This window comes from Pseudotabrizicola alkalilacus (assembly GCF_003443995.1).
GTDB lineage: Bacteria > Pseudomonadota > Alphaproteobacteria > Rhodobacterales > Rhodobacteraceae > Pseudotabrizicola > Pseudotabrizicola alkalilacus.
The window spans coordinates 79,533-95,587 of record NZ_QWEY01000002.1 but is presented as its reverse complement, the minus strand read 5'-3'; the positions used below and the strand labels follow the sequence as shown (position 1 = coordinate 95,587).

The 16,055-nt window shown below is 61.3% G+C and carries 14 protein-coding genes; 2 read left to right on the top strand and 12 right to left on the bottom strand.

Annotated features, from left to right (window positions below; translation table 11 throughout):
• Positions 1 to 43: 43 nt before the first annotated feature.
• The 7 genes from D1012_RS04420 to D1012_RS04390 form a co-directional block, all read right to left on the bottom strand.
• Positions 44 to 1,309: a class II aldolase/adducin family protein gene (locus tag D1012_RS04420; RefSeq protein WP_118150149.1), complete on the bottom strand. Its 1,266-nt coding sequence runs from the start codon at positions 1,307 to 1,309 to the stop codon at positions 44 to 46.
• Positions 1,310 to 1,318: 9 nt separating this feature from the next.
• Positions 1,319 to 1,633 carry an antibiotic biosynthesis monooxygenase gene (locus D1012_RS04415; RefSeq protein ID WP_118150148.1) on the bottom strand — a complete coding sequence of 105 codons (315 nt, stop codon included), beginning with the start codon at positions 1,631 to 1,633 and terminating at the stop codon, positions 1,319 to 1,321.
• A 2-nt stretch (positions 1,634 to 1,635) separates the two neighbouring features.
• Positions 1,636 to 2,127, bottom strand: a complete 492-nt coding sequence (locus D1012_RS04410; RefSeq protein ID WP_118150147.1) for an RbsD/FucU domain-containing protein — start codon at positions 2,125 to 2,127, stop codon at positions 1,636 to 1,638.
• Positions 2,128 to 2,154: 27 nt separating this feature from the next.
• Complete coding sequence (locus tag D1012_RS04405) at positions 2,155 to 2,880, bottom strand: ATP-binding cassette domain-containing protein (RefSeq protein WP_118150146.1); 726 nt, start codon at positions 2,878 to 2,880, stop codon at positions 2,155 to 2,157.
• Between the two features lie 77 nt (positions 2,881 to 2,957).
• A complete protein-coding gene (locus D1012_RS04400; RefSeq protein ID WP_158569197.1) occupies positions 2,958 to 4,097 on the bottom strand; it encodes a substrate-binding domain-containing protein in 1,140 nt (379 codons plus the stop codon).
• Positions 4,098 to 4,148: 51 nt separating this feature from the next.
• Complete coding sequence (locus tag D1012_RS04395; RefSeq protein ID WP_118150144.1) at positions 4,149 to 5,180, bottom strand: ABC transporter permease; 1,032 nt, start codon at positions 5,178 to 5,180, stop codon at positions 4,149 to 4,151.
• Positions 5,181 to 5,308: 128 nt separating this feature from the next.
• Complete coding sequence (locus D1012_RS04390; protein WP_233517016.1) at positions 5,309 to 6,220, bottom strand: sugar-binding transcriptional regulator; 912 nt, start codon at positions 6,218 to 6,220, stop codon at positions 5,309 to 5,311.
• 226 nt (positions 6,221 to 6,446) lie between these two features.
• Between D1012_RS04390 and D1012_RS04385 the strand changes: the two genes are divergently transcribed.
• A complete protein-coding gene (locus D1012_RS04385) occupies positions 6,447 to 7,664 on the top strand; it encodes an LVIVD repeat-containing protein (protein WP_199489438.1) in 1,218 nt (405 codons plus the stop codon).
• A gap of 13 nt (positions 7,665 to 7,677) precedes the next feature.
• Positions 7,678 to 9,243, top strand: coding sequence for an autoinducer-2 kinase (gene lsrK / locus D1012_RS04380; RefSeq protein WP_118150142.1), 1,566 nt, complete (start codon positions 7,678 to 7,680; stop codon positions 9,241 to 9,243).
• Positions 9,244 to 9,366: 123 nt separating this feature from the next.
• On the opposite strand, the gene cybH is transcribed toward lsrK, so the two are convergent.
• The 5 genes from cybH to hypF form a co-directional block, all read right to left on the bottom strand.
• A complete protein-coding gene (cybH, locus tag D1012_RS04375; RefSeq protein ID WP_118150141.1) occupies positions 9,367 to 10,107 on the bottom strand; it encodes a Ni/Fe-hydrogenase, b-type cytochrome subunit in 741 nt (246 codons plus the stop codon).
• A 3-nt stretch (positions 10,108 to 10,110) separates the two neighbouring features.
• Complete coding sequence (locus D1012_RS04370) at positions 10,111 to 10,683, bottom strand: HupE/UreJ family protein (RefSeq protein ID WP_118150140.1); 573 nt, start codon at positions 10,681 to 10,683, stop codon at positions 10,111 to 10,113.
• Between the two features lie 12 nt (positions 10,684 to 10,695).
• On the bottom strand, positions 10,696 to 12,489 hold the full coding sequence (locus D1012_RS04365) for a nickel-dependent hydrogenase large subunit (RefSeq protein ID WP_118150139.1): 1,794 nt from the start codon (positions 12,487 to 12,489) through the stop codon (positions 10,696 to 10,698).
• Between the two features lie 3 nt (positions 12,490 to 12,492).
• Entirely contained in the window at positions 12,493 to 13,578 is a 1,086-nt protein-coding gene (locus tag D1012_RS04360; RefSeq protein ID WP_118150138.1) for a hydrogenase small subunit, read from the bottom strand.
• 193 nt (positions 13,579 to 13,771) lie between these two features.
• Positions 13,772 to 16,021 carry a carbamoyltransferase HypF gene (gene hypF / locus D1012_RS04355; RefSeq protein WP_118150137.1) on the bottom strand — a complete coding sequence of 750 codons (2,250 nt, stop codon included), beginning with the start codon at positions 16,019 to 16,021 and terminating at the stop codon, positions 13,772 to 13,774.
• Between the last annotated feature and the right edge of the window lie 34 nt (positions 16,022 to 16,055).

The following is a 16,055-nucleotide window of genomic DNA, read 5'->3' as shown; positions in this document are numbered from 1 at the left end:
TGTAGTTTGCCAGTCCGACGGAAAGACCTTTTCGGTCCTTCACCTAGCTCTTTCTCAGCTTGGCCTGTTCAAGCGACCAGTATTCCATTTCAAACAGTCGTAGCGGATGAAGCGGCGCAAAAATGCCGTAGCGTTCTGCCGCAGAAACAACACGCACCATCTGCATGGCCAGATCGGCCACAATCCTGGCGTCACCAGCGGATTTTCCGATTCCGAAAAGACCCAAGCCCGGAACAAGAACCAGCCGCGGCAACGGATCAAGCATGATCTTGGACTCAGCCGTCCGGGCCGCGCCCTGATCAAAATACTGCCGGTACCGGGTGGCGAAATCGCTCAAAGCGGCATCAATGTCAGCCATTGTCGCATTGCGCCGGAGCACAAGCGGAAACGGCTTCAACCGGATGACATGATCCGGTGTGACAGTGCCGCGTTGCAGCGCCTGCACATATTCCGGCTGGTCAAGGATCGCCCGGATCAGCTCAGACGTGCGGAAATCAAGCACCGCTGTCGCCCAGCCATGGCCGCGCTTGTTCATCGCCTGCTGCAGACGCTGCCCAAAATCCCGGTCCCGTTCCGGCAGTGCACAGTCCGCACCCGGCTCAGGGTCCAGTGCGGCACCCTGATCGGATAGATAACCCTCTGCCATCGCAGCAAACTCGATCATCCGCTGGTAGGATTGTTGCGCCGTTTCGCCAAAGGTGAAGAGACCATGATTGACCAGCCACAGCCCTTCGCAATCCGGATTGCTGTCATATATCCGGGCCGCTTCAATAGAAAGATCATAGCCTGGCATCACATAGTCAACGATGGCCAGTCGTTTGCCATAAATATCGGACCCGATCTGCGCGGCATCTGGTTGGTTGGCCAGCGCCAACACGGCAGAGGCGTGCGAATGATCCACGAATTTGGCGGGCAGGAATGCGTGCAGCAGGGTTTCCAGCGACGGGTTCGGCGCCGCCGGGTCCATCAGATTGGCCCGCAGAAAGGTAACCATTTGCTCATCCGACATCCTTGGCAGATCGCGCGCGGATTGCAGCGCCTCAAGGTCGAGCGCCGGCAGGCCCTCTGGCTCTATCGTGGCCAGATCCCAGCCGCTTCCCTTGACATGCAGCGTCGCGCGGCGTGATCCGTCGGGCCACAAACGAACGGTCTTTACCGAGGTATTGCCCCCGCCATGCAGCACCAGATCAGGATCTCCTCCGATCAGCCGCGACGTGTAGACCCGATCCGCCAGATCAACATCTGCCGGGTCTGGCCCCGCCGAAACACGATTATGGGCCGCTTCGGCATCATTCCAACGTGACTGCATGGCCCCCCCTTAATGCGCGGGATGAGAGATCAGGTCAGACATGCGCAGGTGATACAGATCCTTGCTGCGCGGGCCTTCCATGATGTCGTCTAACAGCGCGACCGTTTGGCGATAGTGCTCTGTCTTGCGGTGATCATCCACCGCCTCCGCTGTGCGGAAAACCTCGACGATGGTGAATTGCGTCGGTTCATCGCGATCCTGCAAAACATCGAAACGGAGATTTCCGGGCTCTTGTGTTGTGCCCTCATAATTGATGCGAAAGGCGTCGAGAAAAGCGTCAATTTTGTCAGGCTTCACCCTGATGTGAACCAATTGCACGAACATGCTCACTTCACCCCCGTCATGCCATGTTTGACGTTCAGCGCGTGGCGTTCGGTCCAGCTGTCGGGAACATCGCCGCCGGTGTTGTCGAACCACTCCTTGACCGGGATGCCCGAGATCAGCGCGACATTGCCCCAGGGCATCCAGCCGCCGGTGCGTACAATGTATTTGGCACCGTGATACCCTTCCTCGTGGAACCAGCTGTTCGGGCGGGTGTCGGGCAGGGCGTCTGGAAACACCTCATTGGTGGTGCCCCAGGCGTTGGGATTGTTGGCCTTGGCTTCCTCGATCATGTAGAAGGCTTCGACCCACATGTCCTGCCGGATGGCACTCAGCACCGTACGCAGGTCGGGCACGCCGGGGCACAGGGCAAGGTCGATGACACGGTCATCATAGACCATGGGAAAGCCCGCATCGACGACAAGCATGATGTCGTCATGCCCCATTTCAGAAATGGCGCGGCTGAGTTTGACGTTCAGAATACCTTTGCGACGCATGGTCGGTCCTTTCGTGGAAAAGCAGGTTCAGGCGTGACCCTGAACAATGAGTGAGATGATTTCGTCCTGGCTGGTCTCGGCCATGTTGCGGATCCCGGCCATCCGGCCCAGATGCAGGATGGCGACGCGATCACAGACCTTGCGCACATGGCCAAGGTCATGGCTGACCATGATGATGCCGATGCCCTGATCGGCCAAGTCGCGGACGATCGCCAGAACCTCGTCGCGTGCCGATGGCGACAGGGCAGATGTCGGCTCGTCCAGAATGATGTAGCGGCTGCCAAAGGCCGTGGTGCGCGCCAGCGCCGAAACCTGACGCTGCCCGCCCGACAGATGGCCCGACGGCGTACGCACATCAAAGGGGCGCACCGAAAAGCTGTTGACGATCTCTTGCGCCCGCTTGCGCATTGCGCCGTAGCGCAGAAAGCCAAAGCGGTTGGTGATCTCGCGCCCCAGAAAGATGTTGTGGACGACCGACATGTCGTCGCACAACGCCAGATCCTGATACAGCATTGCAATTCCGGCATCCCGCGCCGCGCTGGAATTGGCAAAGTTATAGGTTTCGCCATCCACCATGATTGTTCCGGCATCAGGGGCGGTGGCCCCGGCCAGAATCTTCATCAGGGTGGATTTGCCCGCCCCGTTGTCACCAAGAACGCCCACGACCTCGCCGGCTTCGACGGTCAGATCAATGTCTTCGATCGCCTTGACCGCACCGTAGGATTTCGCAATGCCGCTCAGAACCACGCTCATCGACTTGCCTCATTTTCTGGAAAGCCCGCTTGCGGGCAGGTGTGATCCGGGGTCGCAACCCCGGACCCTTGTGCTGTCTAGCGGTCAAGCTTGCCCGAGTAGCGGAACGCGTAATCCGTCTCTGTCGTGATCTGTTCCGGTGTCAGCCGGTAATCCAGCGCCTTGATGGTGGCGGCCAGAACCACCGGCACCGGCTGACCCTCGGCATGGGCGCGGATCGCTTCGGCGACAGCAGTGCCCCAGTCATCATTCACGCGGAAGGCCGTTACCTTCAGCCCGCCGTCCATGATCGACTTCAGCTCATCCGCGCCGCCGCCCCAACCGTTGATGATCACATCATCCAGCACCCCGCGTTCCGTCGCAGCAGCCAGCGCACCAAGGGCGATGGCGGTGCTGGCCGCATGCAGCATCTTGATGTCGGGATGGCGGCTGAGCAACGCATTGGCCCCCGAGAACGACAGCTCACGGTCGCCGTTTGCCTCGAAATGATCAACGATCTGCAGATTGGAATTGTCTTCGACGCATTTGGCAAAATGGTCAGACCGCTGCGAGTCGATCAGGCCCGGAATATAGCGCAGCAGCGCAATCTTGCCCTCGCCTCCGGTTTCCGCAATCGTCCAGCGGCAAAGCTCTTCGGCGCCGATGGTGTGGTCAAAACCGACATGGGTGATCGGCTGGTTCGCCGTGCCCAGCAGGTCGACAAACGGGTTGACCACATTCATCACCAGTGTCGGCACTTCGGCAGACAGGCGGGCGATGTTGGATTTCTGCACCTGATATTCGGTCGGCCCGATCACGACATAATCGAAATCACTGGCCAGGATCTGTTCAACCTGCGCGCCCTGACGGTCATGTTCATCGGGTTTGACCATGTATTCCACGATCTCGAACGGCACGCCCATTTCCTCCATCCGGGCGCGGATCGACAGGTTCAGTCGCGCCCAGGCATCCGAGGTTTCAAGGCTGGGAAACATCAGCGCGACTTTCAGCGGCTTGTCATAGGTCTTTTCCGAAGTAACCGCTGCGGCCTGCACCTTCCCCATGAACGCGGTCATGGCATCGCGTTCGGCAGGCAGCATTTCATGCAGTTCGGGCAACAGCAGATAGCCCCGCTCTTTGGCTGCATCCGGCACGGTTTGCGCGGTCGCATGCTGGGCAAGGCCCGAGATCAGCAGACCTGACAGCAACAGGCCTTTCAGAGACATCTTTCCGTTCATGGCATTTCCTCCCATTTTTGGTTCAGTGCATCCGGGTTGTTGGTCCTGCGCTCACTCTTCGGCGCGGGTGTTTCTGCGGGAATAGAGGGCGATGGTGATCAGGATCACCGCACCAGCGGCGACGTGCTGCCAGAACGCTTCGAACCCCAGCATGACGACGGCATTGGTGATGGTGGCCAGCAACCAGGCCCCCAGCAGCGTGCCGATGATTGATCCGCGCCCGCCGAACAGGTGGGTTCCCCCCACGATCACGGCGGCAACGGTGTTGAGCAGAATGGTCACGGCGCCCGAAGCCACCACCGCATCCAACCGGCCGGTCAGGATGATGCCGCCAATGGCCGCTATGATGCCCATGAAGACATAGACACCAACGCGATAGCCCGTGACGCTGATGCCCAGACGCTTGGCCGCCGTCGGGTTACCCCCGACCGCGTGCAGCCGCATTCCGACCCGGTGATAGGCAAAGATGCAATGTGCCACGACAACCAGCGTCAGCGCGATGATCAGCGGCATCGGCACACCCATCACACGCCCCCGACCGAGGAAGGTGATGACTTCGGGAAAGCCGAAAAAGACCCCTCCGCCGGCATAGACCAGCGCCAGACCGCGAAACACCAGCTCCGAGGACAGGGTTACGATGAAATCCGGCATCCGCAGCCGGGTAATCAGCAAACCATTGAACAGCCCGCACAGCGCGCCCACGGTCAGACCAACGAAGATCGACACCCAAAGCGGCAGGCCGAAATCCTTGAGCGCGGCAGCGAATGCCACGCTCGACAGGGTCAGGATTGCACCGATTGACAGGTCAATCCCACGCGCAGTGATCACGGCCGTCATGCCGATCCCCAGCAGCATGATCAGCGACGCATCCAGCGCAATCGCGCGCAGGTTGCCTACCGCAAAAAAGTTGGGGGCTGCCAGAGCCATACCAACCGCAATGATCGCCAGCATGGCAATCGGGGCAGCAAGCGGAACCTGGGTCGGGCCCAGAAGCGGTGGCATGGTGGCACGCCAGCCCGTTTCCCCCAGAAGTGCAGCGCGGCGTTCGTCGGCCGATGACATGTTGTCGGTCGCGGGCGTCATCTCGTCTCCTGCAGTGTTCAAATGTTCACAATAAAATCATATGAACAGAACAACAGGTTTTGTGTCAAGCGCTAGCTGAAAAGAAAACGGCCCGCCATCAAGGCGGGCCTGCGCGACAAGTAGACAGGTCAGCCCAGAAGAGCGGGAGCCGTTTCTTCATCCGTGATGAAAATATTGATAAATCCCCCGCGCAAGGCGGCGCGGATGGCCTGCACCTTTTCTGCGCCGGCCGCAGCCGCGATCACCCTTGGCCCGTTGCGCAAATCGGACAAAGGCACCCCAACGACCCTGTGATGCAGCGGCAGATCCACCTCTGCCCCGTCCGAGTCGATGAAGCGGCACAGAACATCCCCCACCACCCCGCGCCGCCGCATCGATTCAACTTCGTTCGGATGCACATAGCCATGCCGGATCACTGTCGCTTCCGGCGTCAGCCCACCGATGCCCACCAGCGCGAAATCGGCCTGCATCGACATTTCCAAAATGCTGCGCACACTCGCCTCATTGCGCAAGGCGGCCGCAATGTCGCCGCTTTCCACAATCAAGGGGGCTGGCACCAGATAGAATTTCTGCGCCCCGCCGACGATGCGCAACCCGTCTGCATAGGCTTGTACGCCGCCGGTCAGGCTGACCAGATCCACCCGCCGATCAGTGGCCAGATGGCCCAGACGATGAATCGCCGCCCCCACCATTTCGCCCCAACCAACCGCCAGCAAGCTGTTTTCCGGCAGATGCCGCATCAAGTATTGCGCCGCGGCCTGCCCCAGCCTTTCACTGACACGTACACCGTCCAGCCGGGGAATCACCCGGACTTCGGCAATACCGAAGTGCTCTTCGATGCGGCGCTCAAGGTTCAGACACCCCTGCAAAGCGGAATTGATCCGCAATTCCAGCAGACCGGTCCGCCGCCCCATTTCCAGCAAGCGTGACACCTTGATACGCGGAATCCCAAGGCGCTCGCCGATTTCCTGCTGCGTTTGGCCGTCGTTGTAATAATACCAGGCCGCCCGCGCCATCAGAGCTTCTTCATCATCTATCAAAGGGTGATCCAAAACCGCTACCTCCGCGCATATCGGTGTGCCCCGAGAAAAAACCTTGACCCGCACACTTAGTCACTGTTCATATGTTTACACTAGAAACTTTTGGTCTATTCGCAAGCGGTGACGCACAGAATCTCCCACGTGTTGCGCCCGCGAACATACCTATAGAAACACAGAGGGCGACATGTCAGGGCCAGACGGGAAAACAGCACAGTATGCGCGCAATATGCGTCTGATCGGACACTGCGATCAAGGCGGGCGTAGCGACGGCACACAGATCATGGTTGCGGATGGTTTTGCCTATGTGGCACATATCTTCTCGCAAGGCTTCAGTGTGCTCGATGTGCGCGATCCCACCCGGCCGAAGACAATCCGCCACATCGCTGCCCCTGCCAACACTTGGACGTTGCATCTTCAGCAAGCTGACGGTCTTTTGTTGGTGGTGCACGCACAAGACCAGTTTCGCCGCGCCGACATTCGCCATGAGGCTGACTATTACAAGGCCGACACCCGCGACACGGGCAAATCCACCGCCACCGGCCAGCGTGACTATTCCGCTGGGATGGCGGTGTATGACCTTTCTGATCCGGCGGACCCAAGACAGATTGGCTTCATGGCAGTCAATGGCATTGGCCTGCATCGCATCTGGTATGTGGGCGGACGCTGGGCCTATGCCTCGGCCCAACTGGAAGGCTTTAGCGACTTCATCCTGATCACCATCGACATGGCCGACCCGACCCGGCCGGAAATCGTCGGGCGGTTCTGGTTGCCGGGAATGAACATCGCAGCGGGAGAGGTGCCGGACTGGCCACTTGAACGCGGGCGCTACAGCCTGCATCATCCGATTGTCCATGATGACATCGCGTACTGCGGCTGGCGCGACGGCTGCCTTGTGATTGTCGACCTCGCCGACAAATCCGCCCCGAAGCTGTTGGCACATCGCAACTGGGCACCGCCTTTTGGCGGCGGCACCCACAACTGCCTGCCCTTGCCCGACCGTGACTTGCTGGTGGTAGTGGATGAAGCCGTGCTCGACAATGGCGAGGATGGTGACAAGCCGATCTGGCTGTTCGACATCCGCGACAAGACCAATCCTGTCAGCATCTCGACCCTCCCCAAACCATCCGACCGCGATTATCTGGCCGTGGGGGGCCACTTTGGCCCGCATAATATCCACGAGAACCGTCCCGGCAGCTTTGTCAGTTCGAGCCTGATCTTTTCAACCTGGCAGAATGGTGGGCTGCGCATTCATGATATCAGCGATGCCTATGCCCCGCGAGAGGTGGGGGCCTTTGTGCCGCATGCCCCGGCCCGCCACGTTGACCCCCGGCCCGACCGCCCGTTGGTCATCAACACCACCGACGTTTTTGTCGACAAGGCAGGGCTGATCTACTTTACCGATTTCAGCGGCGGCGGCCTGCACATCGCCGAGTTCACTGGCTGAGAGGGAAAGATCAATGACCCGATATTACCTGGCAATCGACGCAGGCACCGGCAGCGGCCGGGCAGTGATCTTTGACCACAATGGCAATCAGGTGGGGCTGGGCCAGCAGGAATGGACCCACATCAGCGAACCCGGCGTGCCCGGATCCATGACATTCGACTGTCAGACCAACTGGCGCATCCTGTCGGACTGTATCCGCGCCGCGCTGGCAGATGTCGGGATTTCTGCGGACCAGATCGCAGCCGTCAGTTCCACCAGCATGCGCGAGGGCATCGTCCTTTATGACCCCGCCGGGCAGGAACTTTGGGCCTGTGCCAATGTCGATGGCCGGGCGGTACAGGAAGTGACGGATCTGAAGCAGCAGGATGACGGCATTGAAGCCGCCTTTTATGCTGTCAGTGGCCAGACCTTTGCGCTTGGCGCCTGGCCCCGGCTGGAATGGTTGCGCCGAAACCGTCCGGCTCTGCTGGACAAGGCCGCCAAGGTTTCGATGATCAACGACTGGGTTCTGGCCCGTCTGTGTGGTGAGATTGTCACCGAACCTTCAAACGGCGGCACCAGCGGCCTGATCGACCTTGCCACACGTCAATGGTCACCTGCCCTGATCGCACGGACTGGCCTGTCGCCTGATCTGTTTCCCGCCATGGTGGAACCGGGAACGGCGGTCGGCCGTGTCTCGCACAAAGCGGCCGCTGAAACCGGACTTGCGCCCGGCACAGCGGTCATCTGTGGTGGCGGTGATGTTCAACTGGGCACTTTGGGTCTCGGTCTGGTAGATGAGGGATCTGCGGCAGTTCTGGGGGGCACCTTCTGGCAACAGGTCATCAACATTGGATTGGGGCAGACGGATGCCACGAGGCGGGTGCGGATCAACCCACATGTGCAAGCGGGGCTGAATCAGGCAGAGTGCATTTCGTTCTTTGTCGGCCTGACCATGCGTTGGTTTCGTGACACTTTCTGCCAGGAGGAACAGGCTCAAGCCGCAGCCCAGGGCAGAGATGCCTATTCCGTACTGGAACAGATGGCTGCGCAGGTGCCGCCGGGGGCGAATGGCATTATCCCGATCTTCTCCGACGCCATGGATTTCGGTCGCTGGTATCACGCAGCCCCTTCATTCCTGAACATGTCGATCGAGCCGGGGCATACCACAAAAGCAAGCCTGTTCAGAGCCTTGCAAGAAAACGCCGCGATCGTCTCGGCGATCAACCTGGACCGGGTGCTGGACTTCGCCGGTGTAAGCATTGACCGCCCCGTGGTCTTTGCGGGCGGCGCGTCAAAAGGCGGCCTCTGGTCACAAATTCTGGCAGATGTTCTGGGGCGTCCCGTCGCCATCCCCAAAGTGCGCGAGGCTACGGCGCTTGGCTGTGCCGCCGCCGCGGCATGTGGGGTCGGGCAATTTGCAACCCTGGCAGAAGCAGGGCGCAGCTTTGCCGCTACAGAGCGGATCATCGAACCAAATACCACAACCAAATCAATCTATGCGCAAGCACGGGCCGACTGGCTCCAGGCCTATGCCGCGCAAAAGACTCTGGTCGATCAAGGCGTGACCACAGCGATGTGGAAAGCACCGGGGGCCTGAATATGCACCCGGCGCCTTCGAGGATGGTACGCCCAGCGTACGAGGCCCATGGGGCGAACCATGTGACGCGTCCCGAGCTTCAATCGCCTGCATCAACGCCCTTGGGACGTGATGCATATGCAATCAGTCCTTGCGGTCGTCCTTGAACGTGCGGTGACCGGAAATCATGGTCGACACGATGGACTGTCGGCTCATGATGTCTTCGCGGATCGCCACATAGATGTGAACGATCATGAAAATCACGATCCACCACATGCCCAGATGATGCAGCGTGTGCAGGCGCTGACTGTTCCATGTCAGGGTATGGACCCAGCCGAACAGGGTGTCCGTCAGGCTTCCCGCTTGCGCGCCCTCGGCATAAAGCGCCATGCCCGTGACAATCATGAAGCTGACGCCAAGGGTGATGAAGAAGAACATCGCCAGCTGCGCCAGGGGATTGTGGCCGACATACTTCTTTGGCTCTTTCGCGATGAACAGGTACCAGCGGATCTCGTACCAGACCTCGGCCCAAAACGATGCGGACCAGAACGGGACGTAGAAGAGTTGGCGTGCGTGATGGTTGCCAAAGAACGCCCAGTAGATGCGGCCCAGAAAGCCCACGGTCAGGATCATCCCGGCCGCGAAGTGGGCAAACCGGATATAGCCAAAGACAAACTGGTCCGTCGCCTCGCCAATCTGCATGGATGGCAGGGGCGAACCGATGAAATAGCCGGTGACGCACAGGACAAGGATCGCCGCCGCATTGATCCAGTGCCATATCCGCACCGGCGCTTCGTAGACATAGATCGAGGTCTGGCGGCTGACGGTGGCCAGATCTTCGGGGGCGACGTCATGCGCCGCGATGGGGGAGGACGGGAGCGCCATGGCCTAGCCCGCCATCATCAGCAGGCCCGACAGGGCAACGCCCGCGCCCATCGCCTGCTGAACCAGCGGCCGCGCGGCGACTGACCGCGCGATGCCGATCCCCACAAGATGCAAAGCGGCGGTCGAGATCACGAAACCGGCCAGATAACCAAAGACGTTGCCCGCCGCCTCGGTCGCATGGGCATGCCCATGGGCCGACGCAAATCCTGCAATCGCCATCAACGACAGCCCGGTCAGCCATCCGCCCTGCCCCCGGCGCGAAACGACGGTCAACAGACCGAACACCACCACTGACGCCACAATCACGGTCTCGACCATCGCAAAACCGACCCCGGCCCAAGAGAGGCCTGCGCCCAGAACCATCGCCGCAATAAAGGCCACAGCCCCCGCCCAAAAACGGGACTGCAGCACAAAGCCCGACCACAGGCCTACGGCGAGCATCGCCAACAGGTGGTCCGACCCCAATATCGGATGGGTCAGCCCATGCCAGAAGCCCGAGACATCGCCATGGCCGGTATGGGCCAGCGTCGGCCCCGCAATCAGCGCGACCATCGCCGCAAGTGCAAGTTTATGCATTATTTTCCTCCCTCAGCGGACTTTGACAGTGGCCAGTTCGTGACCGTCGGGTGACATCACATGTGTCGAGCAGGCAAGGCATGGGTCAAAGCTGTGCAGCGTGCGCAGAATTTCGACCGGCTCTTCGGGGCGCTCGACCTTGGTGTTCATCAACGCGGCCTCGAAGGCACCAATGTTGCCCGCCGTGTCGCGGGGGCTGCCGTTCCAGGTGGTCGGCACCACGCATTGATAGTTTTCGATCCGGCCATCCTTGATCTTGACCCAGTGGCCCAACGCGCCGCGCGGGGCTTCGGTCATGCCCACGCCCTTGGCTTCTTTCGGCCAGGTAGAGGGATCCCATTTCGCCACATTGGCAGTGGATTCGTCGCCGTTCCGGATGTTGGCGATCAGCTTGTCGAAAAAGTGCTTTTGCAACCGCCCGCAGTATTCGCTTTCCAGCGCCCGCGCCGCCGTGCGGCCAAGGGTCGAGAACAGCGCCGACACTGGCAGGTTCATGGTGCGCAGCAGCCCGTCGACCTGATTCTTGATGTCTTCATGCCCCGAGGCATAGCCGACGACATAGCGCGCCAGTGGCCCCACCTCCATCGCGTGGCCTTTCCAGCGCGGGGCCTTGATCCACGAATACTTCGCCGCCTCGTCGATCTGCTCGATATTGGTGCGGCTGCCCTTGGCGTTCGGGCCAAGTTCGTATTTCGGGGTGGTTTCGCCATCCCATGGATGCAGGCCCTTGCCCGCTTCGGCGTATTGATACCACGAGTGATCGACAAATTCCTGAATCTGCTCGGGGTCGCGCACATCAACATCCTGCACGTCGTTCAGATTTCCGTTGATGATTGCGCCGCGCGGCAGGTGCAATTGCGCAGGGCTGAAATCATTGGCATTTTCAGGAATGTCACCATAGGCCATGACTGCCTGCCCCGACAAGCCACCGCCATAAAGCCAATTCTTGTAGAACCCGCCGATGGCCACCACATCCGGCAGATAGACGTTGCGGTTAAAGGCGATGCATTTGTCGATGATCGACGAGACAAGGTTTAGCCGTTCCATGTTGATCGCGCCCACAGCCCCGGTGGAATGCACGTTGATCGGACAAGGCACGCCGCCCACCAGCCAATTGGGATGCGGGTTCTTGCCGCCAAAGATCGCGTGGATCTTGACGATTTCTTTCTGCAGATCCAGCGCCTCCAGGTAGTGGGTCGTGGCCATCAGGTCGGCTTCGGGCGGCAGCAGATAGGCCGGATTGTCCCAATACCCGTTCTTGAAGATCCCCAGCTGCCCGCTTTCGACAAAGGCTTTGAGACGGTTCTGCACATCGCGGAAATAGCCGGGGCTGGACAGCGGGTGGTTCGGGCCAACGGTTTGCTGCAACTCGCTGGTCGCCTTGGGGTCGGCGCGGAGTGCATTGATCGGGTTGACCCAGTCCAGCGCGTGCAGATGGTAGAAATGCACGACGTGATCATGAATCTGCAGGTTCAACTGCATGATGTTGCGAATGGAATTGGCATTGTCGGGGATAGTGATGCCCAACGCATCTTCTACCGCACGCACGCTGGTCAACGCATGGGTGCCGGTACAGACACCGCAGATCCGTTCGGTAAAGGCCCAGGCATCGCGCGGATCGCGCCCTTTCAGGATCACTTCCAGCCCGCGCCACATGGTGCCGGTGCTGACAGCGTTGGTGATGACGTTCTGGTCATTGACGTTCACCTCGCATCGCATGTGGCCCTCGATCCGGGTGACCGGATCGACCACGACCCGCGTGCCGCCGGTATCAAGGGTAAAGCCATTCGGCGTGTTGACGGTCATGGCTTAGCCCTCCACCTTGTCTTGCGTCTTTTTCTGCGCGCGCTTCAGCGCAGAAATCGCAGCATGCACCGCAACCGCGCCCCCCACGACACCCGCTGCGGCAAGGCCCACCTGATCGGCATTTGCCTCGACGCCGAACTGTTTGATGTTGGTCAGCCGGTCATAGAAACCGCCCTGATCCCAGAATCCGTCCTCGGAACAGCCGATGCAGCCGTGTCCCGACTGGATCGGAAAGCTGATGCCCTCGTTCCACCCGATGGTGGAACAGGCGTTATAGGTGGTCGGCCCCTTGCAGCCCATCTTGTAAAGACAATAGCCCTTGCGGGCGTTGTCATCGTCCCAGGCCTCAACAAACTGGCCCGCGTCAAAATGCGGCCGGCGATAGCACTTGTCATGAATACGTTGCCCGTAAAACATCGCCGGCCGCCCCTGGCGATCCAGCTCGGGCAGCCGGTCGAAGGTAAGCATATAGGTAATGACGCCGGTCATCACCTCGGCGATCGGCGGGCAGCCCGGGATCTTGATGATCGGCTTGTCGGTGATGACCTTGTGGATCGGCGTGGCCTGGGTCGGGTTCGGCTTGGCGGCCTGCACACAGCCATAGCTGGCGCAAGCCCCCCATGCGATGACAGCCTTGGCCCCTGCTGCGGCCTCCTTCAGCTTTTCCACGAACGGTCGGCCGCCGACAATGCAGAACATCCCGTCTTCGTTCAGCGGCGGGTTGCCTTCCACGGCCAGGATGTAATTGCCCTTGTGGGTCTCCATCGCTTCGGCAAGTGCTGCCTCGGCCGCATGGCCTGCCGCCGCCATCAGAACGTGGGAATAATCGAGGCTGATCATCGACAAGACCACATCCTTGGCCAGAGGATGCGCACCGCGGATAAAGCTTTCGCTGCAGCAGGTGCATTCAAGGCCATTGACCCAGATCACCGGCGTACGGGGTTTCGTCTCCATCGCATGGGCGATCTCCGGCACGAAGGAAGGCCCCAGCCCCAATGCACTGGCGGTCAGCGAACAGTATTTCATAAAGCTGCGCCGGGTAATCCCCTGACGGCGCATGACCTCGTAGAAGGTTTCGATCTGGCTCAAGGCTGGCCCTCCCCCTTTGTTCCCGATGCGCCGGGCGCACCTCTCCTTTGGGCAGCAGATCAGCGATCACAGGATAGGACAAAGAGAAACATACAATGGCATACAATGAATATTATCATGCCATTTCATGACTTTGGCTCTAAGGCTTCATGCCCGCTCTGGATGCGTTCTAACCAGCTTTCCAGCCGATTGGTCAGGCCCTTTCCGCCCCACCCATCACGCGGGCTGCGGCGATCATCGCCTGGCCGAGGGCCAGCCCCCCGTCATTTGCGGGCACGCTTTGGTGGGTCAGAACGGGCGTATCGCCCAACCCCCAAAGAACAGCGCCCAACAATCCGACATTCTGAAAACACCCGCCGGACACCACCACAGCACGCGCATCTCCCGCCTCGACCAACCGGCGCGCGGCACCGGCAAAGGCAAGACCCAGCCCGGTCTGGAACCTCTGGGCGATCACGCCCCGTTGTATACCGCGCGCAAGGTCATCCCGCATTGCCGCCCAGATCGGGGTCGGGTCCAGCATCTGGCCCGCCTGACCAAACTCATAGCCACCGCCCTGTCCGGCAGGGCAGCGGGCCGCCAAAGCCTCCAGCCGCATTGCCGCCTCGCCCTCGTAGCTCTGCGCCTCGGGACAGATGCCCAGACAGGCCGCCACCGCATCAAACAGCCGCCCTGCGCTGGATGACATCGGCGCGTTGATGCCCTTGGCCGCAGCCTGCCGCAGCACATCGCGGGGCGCGTCAGCAAACAGAGCATCCGCCCAATCCGTCATTCCCGCCTGATCCAGCCGCACCAGCGCATTGCGCCACGGCGCGCGCGCGGCCCGGTCACCTCCGATCAGGGGCGCAGGGCGCAACCCTGCCTGCCAGGTAAAGCCGCGATAGTCACCCAAGAGCACCTCACCGCCCCAAAGGGTGCCATCCGGGCCCAGCCCGGTGCCGTCCAGAATGATCCCGGCGACCTTGCCCCCGTCCAAAGGCCAACCGTTGTCGGCCAGACAGGCGGCAAGATGGGCATGGTGATGCCAGACCTCTGCCACGGGCAAGCCCATGGCCATGCCAGCCTGAGTGGCACGATAGCCGGGGTGGGCATCCACAGCGACAACAGCGGGGTGATGATCAAAGAGCGCCCGGTAGTCGACCAATGCCTTTGTGAACTCGTCAGCGCAAAGCGCATCGTCCAGGTCGCCCAGATGGTGCCCAAGCAGCGCCTGCCCGTTTTTCACAAGGCAGATCGCGCCCTTCATCTGCCCGCCCAGCGCCAGCACCTGCGGCGCTGCCTCAAACCCCGGCGGCAGGGGCAGCGTGCCCGGCACCCGCCCCCGCGCACGGCGCAGGATCATGGGCGGCGTGCTGCGCTCCACGCTGTCATCCAGCCGCCGGGCGATCTCGCGGTTGTGCATCAGAAAGCCGTCGGCAAATCCCGCCAGCTTGTCGCGGGCCTCGGCATTGCCGATCACCTGTGGCTCACCCGACAGATTGCCGCTGGTCATGACCAAAGGGCCGCCAAACGCCCCCAGCAACAGGTGGTGCAAGGGCGTATAGGGCAGCATCACCCCCAGACTGTCCATGCCGGGCGCCACTGCCTTGGGCAGCCTGTGCCGGGATCGCATCACAACCACCGGCGCAGCAGGATCGCGCAACAGCACCATATCCGCCGCTGACACTTCGGCCAGAGCCGCAAGATCGCCCTCGGCAACCATCACGGCAAAGGGTTTGAACGGCCGGTGTTTGCGGTCGCGCAACAAGGCCAACACCACGGGGTCTGACGCATCGCAGGCCAGATGGAACCCGCCAATCCCCTTGACCGCCACCACGCCCCCCGCCCGCAGGCAGGCCACGGCAAGCGACACGGCATCCCCCGGAACCTCTGCCCCGCCCGCCTCATACCACAGGCGCGGCCCGCACTCCGGGCAAGCCACCGGCTGTGCGTGAAAGCGGCGATCACCGGGGGCTTCATACTCGGCCCGGCAAGCGGGACACATCGGAAAGGCGGCCATCGTTGTCTGCGCCCGATCATAGGGCAGACCGTTCAGGATGCTGAACCGCGGCCCGCAATGGGTGCAGTTGGTAAAAGCATAGCCCCGCCGCCGCCCCTGCGCTGCGATCTCTGCGGCACACGCGGTGCAGGTCGCGGCATCGGGGGTGACCCGGGTTTCCGCCCCCCGCCCCCGGCTGGGGGCAATCTCGAACCCTTCCGGCACAGCCCCCGAATACGGCGCTACCGTAACTGCATCCACCCGCGCCAACGCCGGTGCCCGTGTCGTCAGCGCCTCGGCAAAGGCCTCGACCCCCTCGCCCACAGCAACGATCCCGACGCCCTGCGCATCGTTCCAGACCTGCCCGCGCAGGCCCATCTCGCGCGCCAGCTGCCAGACAAAGGGGCGGAAACCCACCCCTTGCACCTGCCCGCTGACCCGGATCGAAACCGCCTTGCCCTTCATCTGTTCCCAAACTTCCACGGGGTGTCCGGGGGCT